Raw genomic sequence first — 17,057 nt, forward strand, 5'->3', positions numbered from 1 at the left:
CAATTTATTGAATTTGTAGTTTTTTTAGGACGGATAAGGCGTTCACGCCGCATCCTACAGGAAGGTAGGGTAACCTGAAATGGCGGTTTTCTCACCGCCGCTTTTTACGCATTCGAGTAACGTTCCGTTTCTGGCATCCAGCGTTCTATCAGGGCTTTTGCCTGCTGTGGGTAACGTTCGTGAATATGGCGTGCCAGGCGCTGAACTTCCGGGATCATCGCCTGATCGCGCAGCAAATCCGCCACTTTAAATTCAGCATTACCCGTCTGACGCGTGCCTAACAATTCGCCAGGGCCGCGAATCTCCAGATCTTTCTGTGCAATCACAAAACCGTCGTTGCTGTCGCGCAGCACTTGCAGGCGAATTTGCGCCGTTTTAGAAAGCGGTGTTTTGTAGAGCAACACACAGTGAGAAGCCACCGCGCCACGACCTACACGCCCACGTAGCTGGTGCAACTGCGCCAGACCCAGACGCTCCGGGTTTTCGATGATCATCAGGCTGGCGTTAGGCACATCAACGCCGACTTCAATAACGGTCGTGGCAACCAGCAGGTGTAACTCGCCTTGTTTAAATGATGCCATGACGGCCTGCTTCTCGGCTGGTTTCATCCGTCCGTGTACCAGACCGACATTCAGTTCCGGTAAGGCCAGTTTCAGCTCTTCCCACGTGGCTTCTGCTGCCTGCGCTTCCAGTAACTCTGACTCTTCAATCAACGTACAAACCCAGTACGCCTGACGACCTTCAGTCATGCAGGCGTGGCGCACGCGGTCGATAATGTCGTTGCGGCGGGTATCCGGGATAGCCACCGTCGTCACAGGCGTACGACCTGGCGGTAACTCATCAATGACCGAGGTATCGAGATCGGCATATGCAGTCATTGCCAGCGTGCGGGGGATCGGCGTGGCGGTCATGATCAACTGATGCGGATGGAAACCCTGCTGCTGGCCTTTCTCCCATAACGCCAGACGCTGATGCACACCAAAACGGTGCTGTTCGTCGATGATCACCAGCGCCAGACCATTAAACTGCACCTGTTCCTGGAAGATGGCGTGCGTACCAACAATCATCTGCACTTGACCGCTGGCGATGGCTTCCTGCTGTGCCAGTCGTGCTTTACCTTTCTGTTTACCGGCGAGCCAGCCCACTTCGATACCGAGCGGAGCAAACCAGTTACGGAAGTTATTGGCGTGCTGCTCGGCGAGTAATTCGGTTGGTGCCATCAATGCCACCTGTTTGCCGTGCGCAATCGCACGCAACGCGGCGAGGGCGGCGACCAGCGTTTTACCGGAACCTACATCGCCCTGCACCAGGCGCATCATCGGCACATCCAGCGCCATATCGCGCTCGATCTCCGCCACCACGCGTGCCTGTGCGCCCGTTGGCTTGAACGGTAAGGCTGCGAGGAGTTTATTTTTCAGCGCGTCATTGGCGCTCAGCGGCTGGGCATGAAAACGCTGTGCTCCGGCACGTAAGGCTAACATGCTGAGGTTGTGCGCCAGCAACTCTTCCAGAATCAGCCGGCGTTGTGCCGGATGCTGCCCGGTTTCGAGATCGCTAAGCTGTAGCGTCGGCGGCGGGCGGTGCAAAGTGCGCAACGCTTCCGGTAGCGTCATCATTCCTTGTGACAGTTCCGGCGGCAGGAGTTCTTCAATGGCGCAGGTGTCGAGCAGATCCAGCGCCTGGTCGGTTAATTTACGCAGCGTGGCCTGCTTTACGCCTTCCGTAGTTGGGTAAACCGGCGTTAGCGTTTCCTGCAACTCTGGCATACTGAGATCGCCCTGCACGCGGTATTCCGGGTGGATCATCTCCGCACCATATTTACCGCGCTTTGCTTCGCCATAGGCCAGCACGCGGCGGCCAGTCGCCAGGCTATTTTTCATTGCCGCGTTGAAGTTGAAAAAGCGCATGGTGAGAATGCCGGAACCGTCGCTGATCTGGCAGGTCATCATCCGCCGACCGCCGAAGGAGATATTGCAATTCAGCACTTCGCCTTCCACCGTGGCATAAACGCCCGGCAATAGTTCACCGATGGGGTAGAGATGGGTGCGATCTTCGTAGCGCAGAGGAAGGTGTAAGAGTAAATCCTGCACGGTATGCAGGTTGATTTTCGCCAGCTTGTTACTAAGCGCTGCACCAATGCCCGTTAGGGAACTGAGCGGGACAGCATCTAACAGGCGACCTTTCATGGCACTTACCCTGCAGCCTGCATAGTAGCCCACCAGTCAGCATCGGCTTCAATTTCGCCTTGCTGATTAACGTGGGGGTAAGGCAGGCCTTTGCGTTTTGCGACTTTCGCCAGCACCGGATAGCCGCCTTCAAACAACAGCCGTTGTTGCTCCGCTTCCGGCAACATGCTGTTTTCACGCAGGTACATGCCTGCATTTTGCCGCTGGCGCTGGGCTTCGTAAAGAATGAGGGCTGAGGCAACGGAAACATTCAGCGACTGCACCATACCGATCATCGGTATAATGATGTCCCGATCCGCCAGGGCTAACGCTTCCTGAGTGATGCCCGTTTTCTCCTGACCCATCAAAATACAGGTCGGGCGGGTGTAATCAATTTCGCGGAAATCGACAGCGTTATCAGAAAGATGTGTAGCCAGAATCTGCATGCCCTGGCCTTTCAGATGGGCGACGGCATCGCCAATGGTACGGTGCGTTTTTACCTGTACCCAACTGTTGCTGCCAGCCGCAGCCGAAGCCATGGTGCGCATCCGGCTGCCAGGCCAGACGGCATGAACTTCATGTACGCCAACAGCATCTGCGGTACGAATAATCGCAGAAACGTTATGTGGTTTGTGGACCTGCTCCATGCAGACGGTCAGATCAGGCTGCCGCCTGGCGAGCATTTCGCAGATGCGTGCATAACGTGTTGGGTTCATAAAACATTAATTTCGGTTTCGGGTGACTTTAATCACGTCTGGCATCACGCGGATTTTGCGCATGATATTCGCCAGATGCACACGGTCACGGGCGGTCAGACGAATAAAGGCGCTGTAGACGCGACCATCTTTTTCTTCTGTATTCAAACTTTGAATATTCGAGGTCGTGGTGTTAATTGCCGCCGTCAGGTTTGCCAGCGCGCCCTGATGATTGAACATCTCCACCTTGATTTCGGTGATGAACTCCTGTGCCGTCTCTTTATCCCATTCCACAGCCATAAATTTCTCTGGCTCTTTCTGGTAGCCACGGATGTTACGGCAGGATTCATGGTGGATCACCAGACCTTTACCGGGGCTGACGTGGGCGATAATCGGGTCGCCAGGAATGGGGCGGCAGCATTTCGCAAAGGTGATCAACACGCCATCAGCACCTTTAATCGGCAGATGCCCGTGGCTTTGAGTCGCCGGCGGAATGGAGGCGTCCCCATGTTGCAGATTTTTCGCGACCACCACGCTCATTGCGTTACCAAGGCCGATTTCAGCCAGCAGATCGTCAAGCGTTGCCAGCTTCATGCGGTCCAGCTCGCGCTGAATATTTTCCGGCGGGATTTCATTGAGCTTACGGCTGCCACCCAACGCATGATTGAGCAGACGACGGCCCAGGCTTACAGAATCATCACGCTTGAGGTTTTTCAGCAACTGACGAATTTTGGCGCGCGCTTTCGAGCTAACGACAAAGTTCAGCCATGCGGCATTCGGGCGAGCGCCCGGTGCGGTAATAATTTCAACGGTTTGGCCACTGGAGAGCGGCTGCGACAGCGGGTAAGGCTGACGGTCGACGCGAGCGCCCACGCAGGCATGACCGATATCGGTATGCACCGCATAAGCGAAGTCGACGGGCGTTGCACCGGCAGGCAGCTCTACAATGCGCCCTTCCGGTGTGAAAACGTAAATCTCATCCGGGAAGAGATCGGATTTAACGCTCTCGATAAATTCAAACGAACTACCGGCACTCTGTTGCAGCTCCAGCAGGCTTTGCATCCAGCGCTGGGCGCGGATTTGTGCAGTCGTGCTGGTTTCGCCGTGCTCTTTATAAGCCCAGTGCGCGGCAACACCCATCTCCGCCATCTGATCCATATCTTCGGTACGGATCTGGACTTCAACCGGCACGCCGTGCGGGCCAATCATCGAGGTGTGCAAAGACTGATAGCCGTTCGCTTTTGGAATGGCGATGTAGTCTTTCACGCGACCTGGACGCGGCTTATACAGGCTGTGCATCTGGCCGAGCACGCGATAACAGGTGTCGGAATCATTGACGATCACGCGGAAGGCGTAGATGTCCATGATCGAGTGAAAACGCTGCTCTTTGAGCACCATTTTGCAGTAGATCGAATAAAGATGCTTCTCGCGACCACTGACGCGGCACGGTATTCCCGCTTCCTGCAAACGCCCTTCGATTTCCGAGAGGATTTTTTGGATCATCTCTTTACGGTTGCCGCGTGCGGCTTTCACCACTTCTTTGATTACGCGGTAACGGTTGGGATACAGCGCCTCAAAACCCAGCTCTTCGAGTTCGGTTTTAATGTGGTGGATACCTAAACGGTGTGCCAGCGGGCTGTAAATTTCGAGGGTTTCACGGGCGATGCGGCGACGTTTGTCCGGGCGAAGTGAGCCCAGCGTGCGCATGTTGTGGGTACGGTCGGCAAGTTTGATGAGAATGACGCGGATATCCTGCACCATCGCCATAATCATCTTGCGAAAGTTTTCGGCCTGCGCCTCTTTCTTATCGCGGAACTTGAGTTTATCAAGTTTCGACACCCCCTCTACCAGCTCGGCGACGCTTTTACCAAAAAGCTGTTCCATGTCCTGGTAGGTGGCGGGTGTATCTTCAATCACGTCATGCAGCAGCGCCGCCATTAGCGTTTCATAGTCGAGTTTCATCTCGGCCAGAATGCAGGCAACCGCTACCGGGTGCGTGATATAGGGTTCACCGCTTGAACGTGTTTGCCCCTCGTGAGCATCACGTGCAACGAGATACGCCTGCCGCAGACGCTTGATTTGGTCTTCCGGCAGGTAGGTTTGAATCAGTTGATTCAGGCTTTCAAACAGATACAAGGGCGACCCGCTTTGTGATTAACGACGACCTTCAGCAATAGCGGTAACGGCTTGTAATTCAGCGGCTTCCTGCTCTTGCTGTTCCTGGCGTTCGCGAACGTCGAGGATCTGGTTGTTGATCAGACCTTCTTCGATTTCGCGCAGCGCGATTACTGTGGTTTTATCGTTTTCTTCCGGTACCAGCGGATCCTTTCCGCCTACCTGCATCTGACGAGCGCGACGCGCGGCGACCAGTACCAGGTCAAAACGGTTACCAATTTTCTCTACAGCGTCCTGAACAGTTACGCGTGCCATACTTAAAAAGCTCCACAGGTGAAGAAATGACTGGGCATGATACTGAAATCAGGTTCAGTCTGCCAACAATTTGCTGATTAAAGCGTCATGACGCTGCTTTTGGCGGCTCATGCGCAGACGTTCGGCGCGAATAATGGTCTTCAAATCGGTCAACGCGGTATCGAAGTCATCATTCACAATCAGGTAATCATATTCGGCGTAATGGCTCATTTCTGCAACAGCTTGCGCCATACGCTTTGCAATGACCTCTTCGCTGTCCTGACCGCGACCGCGTAGACGGCGGTCCAGTTCAATTTTGGACGGCGGTAAAATAAAGATACTCCGCGCGTGCGGCATCTTCTGGCGAATTTGCTGCGCGCCCTGCCAGTCGATATCGAGAAAAACATCGACACCGGTCGCCAGTACTTGCTCAATGGCCTCACGCGAAGTGCCATAGTAATTACCAAAAACTTCTGCGTGTTCGAGGAACGCATCTCTGCTAATCATTTCTTTAAATTCATCATGATTAACAAAGAAATAATGTTCACCGTGAACTTCACCAGGACGCGGTTGGCGCGTGGTGTGTGAAACAGAAACCTGGGTGTCATACAACGGTTGGGTTTTTAATAAAGCCTGAATCAGGCTGGATTTACCCGCGCCACTGGGGGCAGAAACAATATAAAGCGTGCCTTGAGCCATGAGTATCTTTCGTATGTGATTAGCGAAATAAAGCCTACATACGAGCTTATTATACACGGCGCGGCCATGTGACGTAGCCCTTGCTCACACTTTTTGCGCAAAGTTGTTGCGTTTTGCGTAGCTGCTTCCGCATTTGCCTGTGATTCACTGCAATAAAGACGATTCTCAGGAAGCGTCCTCGCAGACTCCGTTTTTGCCACTCGGCTTTGCTTTCATCACGTTGTATATCTGCCTGACTATCTACAGCGGAGGTGATGATGAAAGTATGGATGGCGATATTAATAAGTATCTTGTGCTGGCAATCATCGGCGTGGGCGGTCTGTCCGGCCTGGTCGCCAGCCAGAGCACAGGAAGAAATTTCCCGCCTGCAACAGCAAATAAAACAGTGGGACGATGACTACTGGAAGGAAGGGGAAAGTGAAATTGAAGACGGTGTTTACGATCAGTTAAGCGCCCGTCTCACGCAGTGGCAACGCTGTTTTGGGAACGAGCCCCGCGACGCGATGATGCCACCTTTGGCAGGCACAGTTATGCATCCAGTTGCGCATACGGGCGTGCGTAAATTAGCGGATAAAAATGCACTACGTCTTTGGATGCGTGAACACAACGATCTTTGGGTACAGCCGAAAGTCGATGGCGTTGCGGTAACCCTGGTTTATCGGGACGGGAAACTGAACAAAGCAATCAGTCGCGGCAATGGCCTGAAAGGGGAGGACTGGACGCAGAAAGTTAGCTTAATTCCCTCTGTGCCGCAAACCGTTAGCGGGCCTTTAGTCAATAGTACACTTCAGGGGGAAATATTTCTCAAGCGCGAGGGGCATATCCAACAACAAATGGGGGGAATAAATGCCCGCTCAAAAGTTGCTGGTCTCCTGATGCGCCAGGGGAATAGCGACACGCTGAATTCACTGGGCGTTTTTGTCTGGGCATGGCCGGATGGAACGCAGTTAATGACCGATCGTTTACAGCAGCTGACTACCGCAGGTTTTACTCTAACGCAGACGTATACCCGTGCGGTTAACAATGCTGATGAGGTTGAGCGCATACGCAATGAGTGGTGGAAAGCGAAATTACCTTTCGTCACCGATGGCGTGGTTGTACGAGCGGCTAAGGAACCCGAATCTCGCCATTGGCTGCCGGGCCAGGCAGAGTGGCTGGTGGCCTGGAAATATCAACCTGTAGCTCAGGTTGCCGAAGTGAAGGCGATTCAGTTTGCGGTGGGCAAGAGCGGTAAAATCTCGGTGGTTGCGTCACTTGTGCCTGTCATGTTGGATGATAAAAAAGTTCAGCGGGTGAATGTTGGTTCCGTCAGACGCTGGCAGGAGTGGGATATTGCGCCTGGTGATCAGTTCCTCGTCAGCCTTGCCGGGCAGGGTATTCCTCGCATTGATAATGTGGTCTGGCGCGGTACAGAACGCACAAAACCGACACCACCAGAAAACCGCTTTAACTCGTTGACCTGCTACTTTGCTTCTGATGTTTGTCGGGAACAGTTCATTTCACGCTTAGTCTGGCTGGGGGCAAAACAGGTTCTGGGGCTGGATGGCATTGGTGAGGCTGGCTGGCGCGCGCTGCATCAGACTCATCGCTTTGAGCATATCTTTTCCTGGCTTTTATTAACGCCAGAGCAATTACAGAACACGCCGGGGATCGCGAAAAGTAAAAGCACACAGTTATGGCATCAGTTTAATCTGGCTCGTAAGCAGCCTTTTACTCGCTGGGTGATGGCAATGGGAATACCACTAACCCGGGAGGCGCTTAACGCCAGTGATGAACGGTCCTGGTCGCAACTTTTATTTAGCACAGAACAGTTCTGGCAGCAGTTGCCGGGGACTGGATCGGGGCGCGCCAGACAGGTTATTGAATGGAAGGAAAATGCGCAAATCAAGAAGCTGGGCAGTTGGCTGGCTGCCCAGCAGATCACAGGTTTTGAACCTTAGTGACCTTCGTGGCTGTAGTAAAAGACCGGTAATCCCAGCTTAAGACGTAGCGCCAGTAAACGGGCAAAAAAACCGAATACCAGGGTGGAGATAATCACCACATCATGGTTAGAAACATAGTGTTGCAGCGCGATGTACAGCACGGCGGAGGCAAATGAGACACCGGCATACAACTCTTTCTGGAATACCAGTGGGATGCGTTTACAGAACATATCGCGCAAAACGCCGCCAAATACGCCGGTCGTCACAGCTGCGACAACGGCAATGATCGGGCCGTGTCCCATATCCAGTGCAACCTGTGCGCCAATGATAGAAAAGACTACCAGTCCGAGCGCATCGAGCACCAGAAACACTTTGCGCAGGTAAGGCATTACAGGAGCAACAATAGTGGTGAGTACTGCGGCGGTAGCGACGATAATCACATATTCCGGGTGTTTGACCCAGCCGAGCGGATAGTGGCCCAGCAGAATATCGCGCACTGACCCTCCGCCAATTGCCGTGGCGGTCGCAATAATAATTACGCCAAATGTATCCATGCGCCGTCGTCCGGCCGCCAGCGCCCCCGTCATGGCTTCGGCAGTAATGCCAACCAAATACAAAATGTGTAACAGCATGGTTCTCTCCCTAAAAATCTGTCTGGCAGGGTAGCGATTTGTGCGCATTGTCACGATTGAGATTTTTTAAGGTGAGAGGGAATTGATAATTTGTAGTTATGTGAAATTGTTATTTTCTGTAGCGTAGATGCATTCTTCTGACTTCTTGTCTGAGAAAATGCATAAGAAAAAGTAGGTTAAAACTGAGGGGTGGAAAAGAAAGGTGCAATGTTAGCCATTGTGTTCACTGCACCTGGACCTTGGCTTACGCATCGGGTGTCTCAATCAACAAAAAGAGTTTTTAGTTTCTGCTATTTTTTCTCTGTAATTTTTACACTGTTTTCCAACTGCTTGATGCTAACCTGCGGGGTCGGCAACTCCTCAGGCATGGTTCCGCCAAGTTCCTGAATGGTTTGCCTCACCTTGCGACCCACGTCAAAGTGTGTGGTGTTAGCTTGCTGTTTTGAATTCACGCCATCCCGCTTGAGTTTTTCTTCTGTTTGGGTAGCTCGAAAGAGATTAGCCGCCAGTTCTGTTGAACCCATATGATCCAGGATCTTCTGACTCTTTTTCAGCCCCTTCCGCTGATGGATGGCTTTCTGATCTAATCCACCATACAGTCCCCGGTAACCATGATTCTGAAATATGGCGAAATCGATAGCTGTCGCTACCCCAGCTTGCTGCGCTGCCTCAACTAATTGTTTGTTATGTTCTTTCAACTCATTTCTCAGAAAAAGACGCTTTTCGTCTTCACGAAGTTGCCTGAAAGCTTCATCGTCAGCCAGCTCCTGCCGTCGGGTCTGGATAGCAAAATAAGTTTGCCCTGCCGCAATAACCGGTTTCGCAGGGTCGCCGTTTTGTACTACCAGGTAACAGGCATAGCGGGAGAGATGAACATCTTCAAGTTCTCGTTGAGCCCCTGAACCTAATACAACCATTTTGGTGGTTTCAACGAAATGGTCAGATGCAGCTTGATTGCTGGCTTCGCACGCTTGAGTCGCGCGGGCCAGTACCTTTTGAAAATTGCGCCAGTCCCGATAATCCAGTAACGGTGCCAATTCTCTCGCTGACCAAAATTCTTGCCCTTCAGTGCCATAATGCCGTATTTCTTCAAAAGGTTGATGATGTTCGTTCATTGCCCACTCCATGTGATATCGATTGCAAAGAAAGTAAATCTGTAACTGTATTTATATACAGTTGTGAGTATCTCACGTTCTCAGTGTGCTGGGCAAAAAAACATCGCAAAATCTGGAGCAGGCACGCAAAACAGAATTGAAGTTGCGGGGAAGAAAAATGCCGCTCTGTTTGAGTGGGCGGCATTTGTGAAGGCTGAAAAGTAAGAATTGGCGTTACGAGTTATTCAATGTTCTGAATCTGCTCGCGCATCTGCTCAATCAACACTTTCAGCTCGATGGCAGAGTTTGTCACTTCGGCATTGATAGACTTCGAGGCCAGGGTGTTTGACTCGCGGTTGAACTCCTGCATCATAAAGTCCAGACGACGACCAACGGCTTCTTTTTTCTTCAGAATGTTGTAGGTCTCTTTAACATGCGCTTCGAGGCGGTCCAACTCTTCGGCAACGTCAATTCGTTGTGCCAGCAGAACCAACTCCTGCTCCAGACGGTTGTTCTCCAACTGAACCTGAGCATCTTCCAGCTTAGCGACCAGACGCTCACGCTGCCATTGCAGGATTTCCGGCATATGGGCGCGGACTTTGATCACTTCGGCGGTAACGCCTTCCAGACGCTGCTCGATCAATGCTTTCAGCGCCTGACCTTCGGTTTCGCGCGCGACGATAAAGTCATCCAGCGTACCATCCAGCGCCGCGAGAATTTCAGCAGCAATCGCGTCGAGATCCTGCTCCTGGGCTGCCATCACGCCTGGCCAACGGAGAATATCAACCGGGTTGATTTCCCCTTCGTCACTCTGCATTTTTACCCAGTTCGCGGCAGTTACCAGCTGTTTAGCCAGTTTTTCGTTGAGGATCAGCTCACCTTGTGCGCTGACATCTGGCTCATAGCGCAGGGTACATTCCACTTTACCACGCGTCAGGCGAGAACGAATACGCTCGCGAACGACAGGTTCAAGGCTACGGAACTGCTCCGGCAGACGAAAGTAAGTTTCCAGATAACGCTGGTTTACCGAGCGCATTTCCCAGGTTGCGCTCCCCCATTCACCCTTGATTTCACGCCGGGCGTAGGCGGTCATACTGCGGATCATAGACGTTCCTGTTTATAAAAGGAGAGGTGGAAGGATTATAGCCATCGATGCCTTGTCAGGATAGGAATAACCGCCGGAAGTCCGTATAATGCGCAGCCACATTTGTTTCAAGCCGGAGATTTCAATATGCGTCCAGCAGGCCGTAGCAATAATCAGGTGCGTCCCGTTACCCTGACTCGTAACTATACAAAACATGCAGAAGGCTCGGTGCTGGTCGAATTTGGCGATACCAAAGTGTTGTGTACCGCCTCTATTGAAGAAGGCGTGCCGCGCTTCCTGAAAGGTCAGGGCCAGGGCTGGATCACCGCAGAATACGGTATGCTGCCGCGCTCTACTCATACCCGTAATGCCCGTGAAGCGGCGAAGGGTAAGCAGGGCGGCCGCACGATGGAAATCCAGCGTCTGATCGCTCGTGCATTGCGCGCCGCAGTAGATTTGAAAGCCCTCGGTGAGTTTACTATTACGCTGGACTGCGACGTACTTCAGGCCGATGGCGGCACCCGCACTGCTTCTATCACCGGTGCTTGTGTTGCACTAGCCGATGCCCTGAATAAACTGGTTGAAAATGGCAAGCTGAAAACCAACCCGATGAAAGGGATGGTAGCCGCGGTTTCTGTCGGGATTGTGAACGGCGAAGCGGTTTGCGATCTGGAATACGTTGAAGACTCTGCCGCTGAAACGGACATGAACGTGGTGATGACCGAAGACGGGCGCATCATTGAAGTTCAGGGAACGGCAGAAGGCGAGCCGTTTACCCATGAAGAGCTACTCACCTTGTTGGCGCTGGCCCGAGGGGGAATCGAATCCATTGTAGCGACGCAGAAGGCGGCGCTGGCAAACTGATTTTTAAGGCGACTGATGAGTCGCCTTTTTTTTGTCTGTAGAAAAGTAAGATGAGGAGCGAAGGCATGAAACCATATCAGCGCCAGTTTATTGAATTTGCGCTTGGCAAGCAGGTATTAAAGTTTGGCGAGTTTACGCTGAAGTCCGGGCGCAAAAGCCCCTATTTCTTCAACGCCGGGCTGTTTAATACCGGGCGCGATCTGGCACTGTTAGGCCGTTTTTACGCTGAAGCGTTAGTGGATTCCGGCATTGAGTTCGATCTGCTGTTTGGCCCTGCTTACAAAGGGATCCCAATTGCCACCACTACCGCTGTGGCGCTGGCGGAGCATCATGACCTGGATCTGCCGTACTGCTTTAACCGCAAAGAAGCAAAAGACCACGGTGAAGGCGGCAATCTGGTCGGTAGCGCGTTACAAGGACGCGTAATGCTGGTGGATGATGTGATCACCGCCGGAACGGCGATTCGCGAGTCGATGGAAATTATTCAGGCCAATGGCGCGACGCTTGCTGGCGTATTGATTTCGCTCGATCGTCAGGAGCGTGGTCGCGGCGAGATTTCGGCAATTCAGGAAGTTGAACGTGATTACAACTGCAAAGTGATCTCTATCATCACCCTGAAAGACTTGATTGCTTATCTGGAAGAGAAGCCAGAAATGGCGGAACATCTGGCGGCGGTTAAGGCCTATCGCGAAGAGTTTGGCGTTTAAAGAAACTCGCCGGATGAAAAGTCATCCGGCGTCATATTACTGCAACTGCGCGGCAATTAGCGGCCAGCGGGCGTCAAAGTCATCCGTCGGGCGGTATTTAAACTCGCTGCGGACAAAGCGTGACAGCATACCTTCACAGAAGGCCAGGATCTGGCTTGCCAGCAGTGTTTCATCGGTGGTGTAACCTTCACCCTCACGCATTCTCTTTTCACGCAATACCTGACGCAACTGCGCTTCAATACGCTCGAATAGCTGGTTGATGCGCCCTTGCAGGCGATCCTGTTCAAACATTAGTGCATGACCAGTGAGGATGCGGGTCAGGCCAGGATTACGCTCACCAAAACCGAGAAGCAGCAACACAATCAGACGCAGGCGCGCTGTGGTGTCTTTCTCATCTTTCAGAATCAGATTGATGCGAGTAATCAGGCTATCTTCGATAAACTCAATCAGGCTATCGAACATGCGGGTCTTACTGGGGAAGTGGCGATACAGTGCCGCTTCGGAAACGCCGACAGAGGCGGCCAGTTTTGCCGTCGTGATACGTTGGCTTCCATCGCTGGATTCCAGCATCAGCGCCAGAGACTGAAGTATTTCCTCGCGACGGTTCCTTTTCGCAGTTTGTTTTTCTGCCATGTTACAAAATACCCCTGAAAATAAGCACTTGCCAGGCGGCACCCACGCTATGACCGCAAACGAAATGTTTGCGGCTATGTTATGACGTTATTCGGATGCGTATGTGTTACTGACGACCAGAGTGACCAAAGCCGCCTTCACCGCGGTCGGTGGCGTCGAAATCTTCCACCAGATTAAATTCAGCCTGTACTACCGGAACAAAAATCATCTGGGCGATGCGTTCGCCAGGTTGAATGGTGAAGCTGTCCTGACCACGGTTCCACACGGAAATCATCAACTGGCCCTGATAGTCAGAATCGATCAATCCTACCAGGTTACCAAGCACGATACCGTGCTTATGTCCCAATCCGGAGCGCGGCAGCATCATTGCCGCCAGTGAAGGATCGGCAATATGAATCGCCAGCCCGGTCGGAACCAGCGTAGTGTCACCCGGAGCCAGTTCTACGGCGTCGTCGAGACAGGCACGCAGGTCAAGTCCGGCAGAGCCAGAGGTGGCATAAGTCGGGAGCGGAAATTCCTTCCCAACGCGCGGGTCCAGAATCTTAACGTCGATTTTTTTCATCATAACGGGTCACGATCTCGTCGAGTAATAATTGGCCAAGGAGCTCTTTTCGCTCAAGCGGTAAGACTTTATCTCCGTCCTGCCAGAAAAGGTGTAATGCGTTGCTGTCGCTGTTAAATCCTTGAGTTGGCTGGGAAACATCGTTCGCACAGATCAGGTCAAGGTTTTTACGGATACGTTTTTGCCGGGCGTATTCTTCCACATTATTTGTTTCGGCGGCAAATCCAACGACGTACGGTCGATGGTCTTTTAGTGCGGCAACACTAGCGACGATATCGGGGTTTTTAACCATTTTTATTGTTAATTCATCACCCTGCGTGGCCTGCTTTTTGATTTTTTCAGGGGCCACTGTAGCAGCACGATAATCCGCCACGGCGGCGCAACCGATAAAAATATTTTGCTGCTGTACAGAAGCATTCACGGCGGCTTCCATTTCCAGCGCAGTCATTACATCAACACGTTTAACAAACGGTGGCGTCGGTAGTGAAACCGGACCTGATACCAGCGTGACGTTCGCGCCACGACGGGCAGCGGCGGCGGCGATAGCAAAACCCATCTTGCCTGAGCTGTGATTAGAGATATAACGCACCGGATCGAGCGGTTCACGCGTCGGGCCGGCGGTAATCATAATGTTCAGATGTTTCAGGTCGTTGACGGGCGAAAAATGCGCTACCGCCATATCAACAATGGTTAACGGATCGAGCATTCGCCCAGGGCCGATATCACCACAAGCCTGACTGCCACTGTCTGGCCCCCAGATGAGCAAACCACGGGAAGCAAGCACCTCTAAATTATGCTGGGTGGCGGCGGCACGGTACATCTGCTGGTTCATGGCGGGGAGCACGGCAACAGGCGCAGGTGTAGCCAGGCAAATTGTTGATACCAGGTCATTCGCCATTCCGGCGGCAACGCGAGCAATCAAATCCGCCGTGGCAGGGGCGAGAATCACTAAATCAGCCCATTTACCCAGCTCAATATGGCCCATAGCGGCTTCGGCTGCCGGGTCAAGCAGACTGTCGGAAACGGGATACCCCGAAACTGCCTGCAAGCTAAGTGGGGTAATAAAGGCTTTTGCCGCTTCGGTCATGGCTACGCGGACGTCGGCCCCGCGATCGCGCAAACGACGCACCAGCTCAGGGGTTTTATAGGCAGCAATGCCGCCGCTGACGCCGAGAACGATTTTTTTACCGGCCAGGCTCATGATGATTTTTCCTGTTGGGTGACACCAGAAGTTGGCGATTTTATCACAATACTTTTGTTGTCGTGCCTTCACCTGAGAATCACTTTGCGAGGCGCTTTCCAGGATTGAAAACTGACCGTCGATTTAACGGAACGGCTATGACAGGATGCGAGCACCACAAAGGAGGTGAAGGTGAAAAACAATGCACAGCTGTTGATGCCGCGCGAAAAAATGCTGAAGTTTGGTATTAGCGCCTTAACGGATGTCGAGCTGCTGGCGCTATTTCTGCGTACCGGAACGCGCGGTAAAGATGTATTAACCCTGGCAAAAGAGATGCTGGAGAATTTCGGCTCTCTTTATGGCTTGTTAACCTCTGAATATGAACAGTTTAGTGGCGTTCATGGAATTGGCGTGGCGAAATTTGCCCAGTTAAAGGGAATTGCTGAACTGGCGCGGCGTTACTACAACGTGCGGATGCGTGAAGAAAGCCCTTTACTCAGCCCGGAGATGACGAGGGAATTTTTACAAAGCCAGCTCACGGGCGAGGAGCGGGAGATCTTTATGGTGATCTTTCTCGACTCACAACACAGGGTTATAACGCATAGCCGTCTTTTTTCCGGCACGCTAAACCATGTTGAAGTCCATCCTCGGGAAATTATCCGCGAAGCGATAAAAATAAACGCCTCGGCGCTGATCCTTGCACATAATCACCCTTCGGGTTGTGCTGAACCCAGTAAAGCGGATAAACTCATTACCGAACGGATAATAAAAAGTTGTCAGTTCATGGATTTACGCGTGCTCGACCATATCGTGATTGGGCGTGGAGAGTATGTTTCTTTTGCCGAACGCGGCTGGATTTAACCCGCTATGCGCGATCCTTCGGGATCTTTGTCTGTTCGGGACTTGAGCACATCGCTGAGTCAGCGTATACTACGCCACCTTTGAGAATCTCGGGTTTGGCATTTGGGCCTGGCAATCGAGAGTTCACATAGAACTGCGATGACCGGGCTGTAAAGCCTGACGAGGCGCCAATACCCCATACGAAGCTCGAGCTAATTTGATTTTTGGAGAATAGACATGTCCCGAGTCTGCCAAGTTACTGGCAAGCGTCCGGTGACCGGTAACAACCGTTCCCACGCACTGAACGCGACTAAACGCCGTTTCCTGCCGAACCTGCACTCTCACCGTTTCTGGGTTGAGAGCGAGAAGCGTTTTGTCACCCTGCGCGTATCTGCTAAAGGTATGCGTGTAATCGATAAAAAAGGCATCGATACAGTTCTGGCTGAACTGCGTGCCCGTGGCGAAAAGTACTAAGTACTTAGAGGAAATAAATCATGGCTAAAGGTATTCGTGAGAAAATCAAGCTGGTTTCTTCTGCTGGTACTGGTCACTTCTATACCACTACGAAGAACAAACGTACTAAGCCGGAAAAACTGGAACTGAAAAAATTCGATCCAGTTGTTCGCCAGCACGTGATCTACAAAGAAGCGAAAATCAAATAATTCTCGCTTTGATGTAACGAAAAACCTCGCTCCGGCGGGGTTTTTTGTTATCTGCTTGCCCCCATATTGACTGCATCTGTTCATTCCCGGAGATGCTATGCCTGAATTACCCGAAGTTGAAACCAGCCGACGCGGCATCGAACCGCATCTCGTTGGTGCAACCATTCTTCATGCGGTGGTGCGCAACGGTCGCCTGCGCTGGCCGGTTTCAGAAGAGATCTACCGTTTAAGCGACCAACCAGTGCTTAGCGTGCAGCGCCGGGCTAAATATCTGCTGCTGGAGCTGCCTGAGGGCTGGATTATCATTCATTTGGGGATGTCTGGCAGCCTGCGCATCCTTTCAGAAGAACTTCCTCCCGAAAAGCATGACCATGTTGATTTGGTGATGAGCAACGGCAAAGTACTGCGCTATACCGATCCGCGCCGTTTTGGTGCCTGGCTGTGGACCAAAGAGCTGGAAGGGCATAATGTGCTGGCCCACCTTGGACCGGAGCCGCTTAGCGACGATTTCAACGGTGAGTACCTGCATCAGAAGTGCGCAAAGAAAAAAACGGCGATTAAACCGTGGCTGATGGATAACAAGCTGGTGGTAGGCGTAGGGAATATCTATGCCAGCGAATCTCTGTTTGCGGCGCGGATCCATCCGGATCGGCTGGCGTCATCACTGTCGCTGGCGGAGTGTGAATTGTTAGCTCGGGTGATTAAAGCGGTGTTGCTGCGTTCGATTGAGCAGGGCGGTACAACGCTGAAAGATTTTCTGCAAAGTGATGGTAAACCGGGCTATTTCGCTCAGGAATTGCAGGTTTACGGGCGAAAAGGTGAGCCGTGTCGGGTGTGCGGTACGCCGATTATGGCGACTAAACATGCGCAGCGGGCAACGTTTTATTGTCGGCAGTGCCAGAAGTAATT

At 52.3% G+C, this 17,057-nt stretch carries 18 protein-coding genes; 7 read left to right on the forward strand and 11 right to left on the reverse strand.

Annotated elements, in window-relative coordinates:
• Positions 1-104 precede the first annotated feature (104 nt).
• The 5 genes from recG to gmk are packed head-to-tail and all read right to left on the reverse strand — an operon-like array spanning position 105 to position 5,968.
• Positions 105-2,186, reverse strand: a complete 2,082-nt coding sequence (gene recG / locus FQ015_RS22685) for an ATP-dependent DNA helicase RecG (RefSeq protein WP_039021757.1) — start codon at positions 2,184-2,186, stop codon at positions 105-107.
• Between the two features lie 5 nt (positions 2,187-2,191).
• Positions 2,192-2,881 carry a tRNA (guanosine(18)-2'-O)-methyltransferase TrmH gene (gene trmH, locus FQ015_RS22690; RefSeq protein WP_001070187.1) on the reverse strand — a complete coding sequence of 230 codons (690 nt, stop codon included), beginning with the start codon at positions 2,879-2,881 and terminating at the stop codon, positions 2,192-2,194.
• Positions 2,882-2,887: 6 nt separating this feature from the next.
• Entirely contained in the window at positions 2,888-4,996 is a 2,109-nt protein-coding gene (gene spoT, locus FQ015_RS22695) for a bifunctional GTP diphosphokinase/guanosine-3',5'-bis pyrophosphate 3'-pyrophosphohydrolase (RefSeq protein ID WP_032185484.1), read from the reverse strand.
• Between the two features lie 18 nt (positions 4,997-5,014).
• The gene (rpoZ, locus tag FQ015_RS22700) at positions 5,015-5,290 is read right to left on the reverse strand and encodes a DNA-directed RNA polymerase subunit omega (RefSeq protein ID WP_000135058.1); all 276 of its coding nucleotides are present in this window, start codon (positions 5,288-5,290) and stop codon (positions 5,015-5,017) included.
• A gap of 54 nt (positions 5,291-5,344) precedes the next feature.
• Complete coding sequence (gene gmk / locus FQ015_RS22705; protein ID WP_001295237.1) at positions 5,345-5,968, reverse strand: guanylate kinase; 624 nt, start codon at positions 5,966-5,968, stop codon at positions 5,345-5,347.
• A 257-nt stretch (positions 5,969-6,225) separates the two neighbouring features.
• On the opposite strand from gmk, the gene ligB reads away from it, so the two are divergent.
• Entirely contained in the window at positions 6,226-7,908 is a 1,683-nt protein-coding gene (gene ligB, locus FQ015_RS22710; RefSeq protein ID WP_160524550.1) for an NAD-dependent DNA ligase LigB, read from the forward strand.
• Here the strand turns inward: ligB and FQ015_RS22715 are convergent.
• From FQ015_RS22715 to FQ015_RS22725, 3 genes are all read right to left on the reverse strand, one after another.
• On the reverse strand, positions 7,905-8,522 hold the full coding sequence (locus tag FQ015_RS22715; protein ID WP_000924289.1) for a trimeric intracellular cation channel family protein: 618 nt from the start codon (positions 8,520-8,522) through the stop codon (positions 7,905-7,907). The genes ligB and FQ015_RS22715 overlap by 4 nt on opposite strands.
• Positions 8,523-8,812: 290 nt before the next feature.
• Positions 8,813-9,637, reverse strand: coding sequence for a DNA damage-inducible protein D (gene dinD / locus FQ015_RS22720; protein ID WP_001297973.1), 825 nt, complete (start codon positions 9,635-9,637; stop codon positions 8,813-8,815).
• A gap of 220 nt (positions 9,638-9,857) precedes the next feature.
• Positions 9,858-10,721 carry a YicC/YloC family endoribonuclease gene (locus FQ015_RS22725; protein ID WP_032185479.1) on the reverse strand — a complete coding sequence of 288 codons (864 nt, stop codon included), beginning with the start codon at positions 10,719-10,721 and terminating at the stop codon, positions 9,858-9,860.
• 126 nt (positions 10,722-10,847) lie between these two features.
• Here FQ015_RS22725 and rph point away from each other — a divergent pair, with 126 nt between their 5' ends.
• Together rph and pyrE are read left to right on the forward strand one after the other, a co-directional pair.
• The gene (gene rph / locus FQ015_RS22730) at positions 10,848-11,564 is read left to right on the forward strand and encodes a ribonuclease PH (RefSeq protein WP_001247087.1); all 717 of its coding nucleotides are present in this window, start codon (positions 10,848-10,850) and stop codon (positions 11,562-11,564) included.
• Between the two features lie 65 nt (positions 11,565-11,629).
• Positions 11,630-12,271, forward strand: coding sequence for an orotate phosphoribosyltransferase (pyrE, locus tag FQ015_RS22735; protein ID WP_000806154.1), 642 nt, complete (start codon positions 11,630-11,632; stop codon positions 12,269-12,271).
• Positions 12,272-12,307: 36 nt separating this feature from the next.
• Here the strand turns inward: pyrE and slmA are convergent, their stop codons facing one another.
• From slmA to coaBC, 3 genes are all read right to left on the reverse strand, one after another.
• Positions 12,308-12,904, reverse strand: a complete 597-nt coding sequence (gene slmA / locus FQ015_RS22740; protein ID WP_000818601.1) for a nucleoid occlusion factor SlmA — start codon at positions 12,902-12,904, stop codon at positions 12,308-12,310.
• Between the two features lie 106 nt (positions 12,905-13,010).
• Positions 13,011-13,469 (reverse strand): dUTP diphosphatase, encoded by a 459-nt coding sequence (gene dut, locus FQ015_RS22745; RefSeq protein ID WP_000976070.1) that lies wholly within the window; start codon positions 13,467-13,469, stop codon positions 13,011-13,013.
• Complete coding sequence (gene coaBC / locus FQ015_RS22750) at positions 13,447-14,667, reverse strand: bifunctional phosphopantothenoylcysteine decarboxylase/phosphopantothenate--cysteine ligase CoaBC (protein ID WP_160524538.1); 1,221 nt, start codon at positions 14,665-14,667, stop codon at positions 13,447-13,449. The genes dut and coaBC overlap by 23 nt, the downstream gene beginning before the upstream one ends.
• 171 nt (positions 14,668-14,838) lie before the next feature.
• On the opposite strand from coaBC, the gene radC reads away from it, so the two are divergent.
• The 4 genes from radC (at position 14,839) to mutM (ending at position 17,055) form a co-directional block, all read left to right on the forward strand.
• Positions 14,839-15,507 carry a RadC family protein gene (radC, locus tag FQ015_RS22755; protein ID WP_001297375.1) on the forward strand — a complete coding sequence of 223 codons (669 nt, stop codon included), beginning with the start codon at positions 14,839-14,841 and terminating at the stop codon, positions 15,505-15,507.
• A gap of 216 nt (positions 15,508-15,723) precedes the next feature.
• Positions 15,724-15,960 (forward strand): 50S ribosomal protein L28, encoded by a 237-nt coding sequence (gene rpmB, locus FQ015_RS22760; RefSeq protein ID WP_000091955.1) that lies wholly within the window; start codon positions 15,724-15,726, stop codon positions 15,958-15,960.
• A gap of 20 nt (positions 15,961-15,980) precedes the next feature.
• Complete coding sequence (rpmG, locus tag FQ015_RS22765; protein WP_001051798.1) at positions 15,981-16,148, forward strand: 50S ribosomal protein L33; 168 nt, start codon at positions 15,981-15,983, stop codon at positions 16,146-16,148.
• Positions 16,149-16,245: 97 nt separating this feature from the next.
• Positions 16,246-17,055: a bifunctional DNA-formamidopyrimidine glycosylase/DNA-(apurinic or apyrimidinic site) lyase gene (gene mutM, locus FQ015_RS22770; protein WP_160524539.1), complete on the forward strand. Its 810-nt coding sequence runs from the start codon at positions 16,246-16,248 to the stop codon at positions 17,053-17,055.
• Positions 17,056-17,057 lie beyond the last annotated feature (2 nt).

Source organism: Escherichia sp. HH26CH (genome assembly GCF_009820205.1).
Classification (GTDB): Bacteria; Pseudomonadota; Gammaproteobacteria; order Enterobacterales; family Enterobacteriaceae; genus Escherichia; species Escherichia coli_F.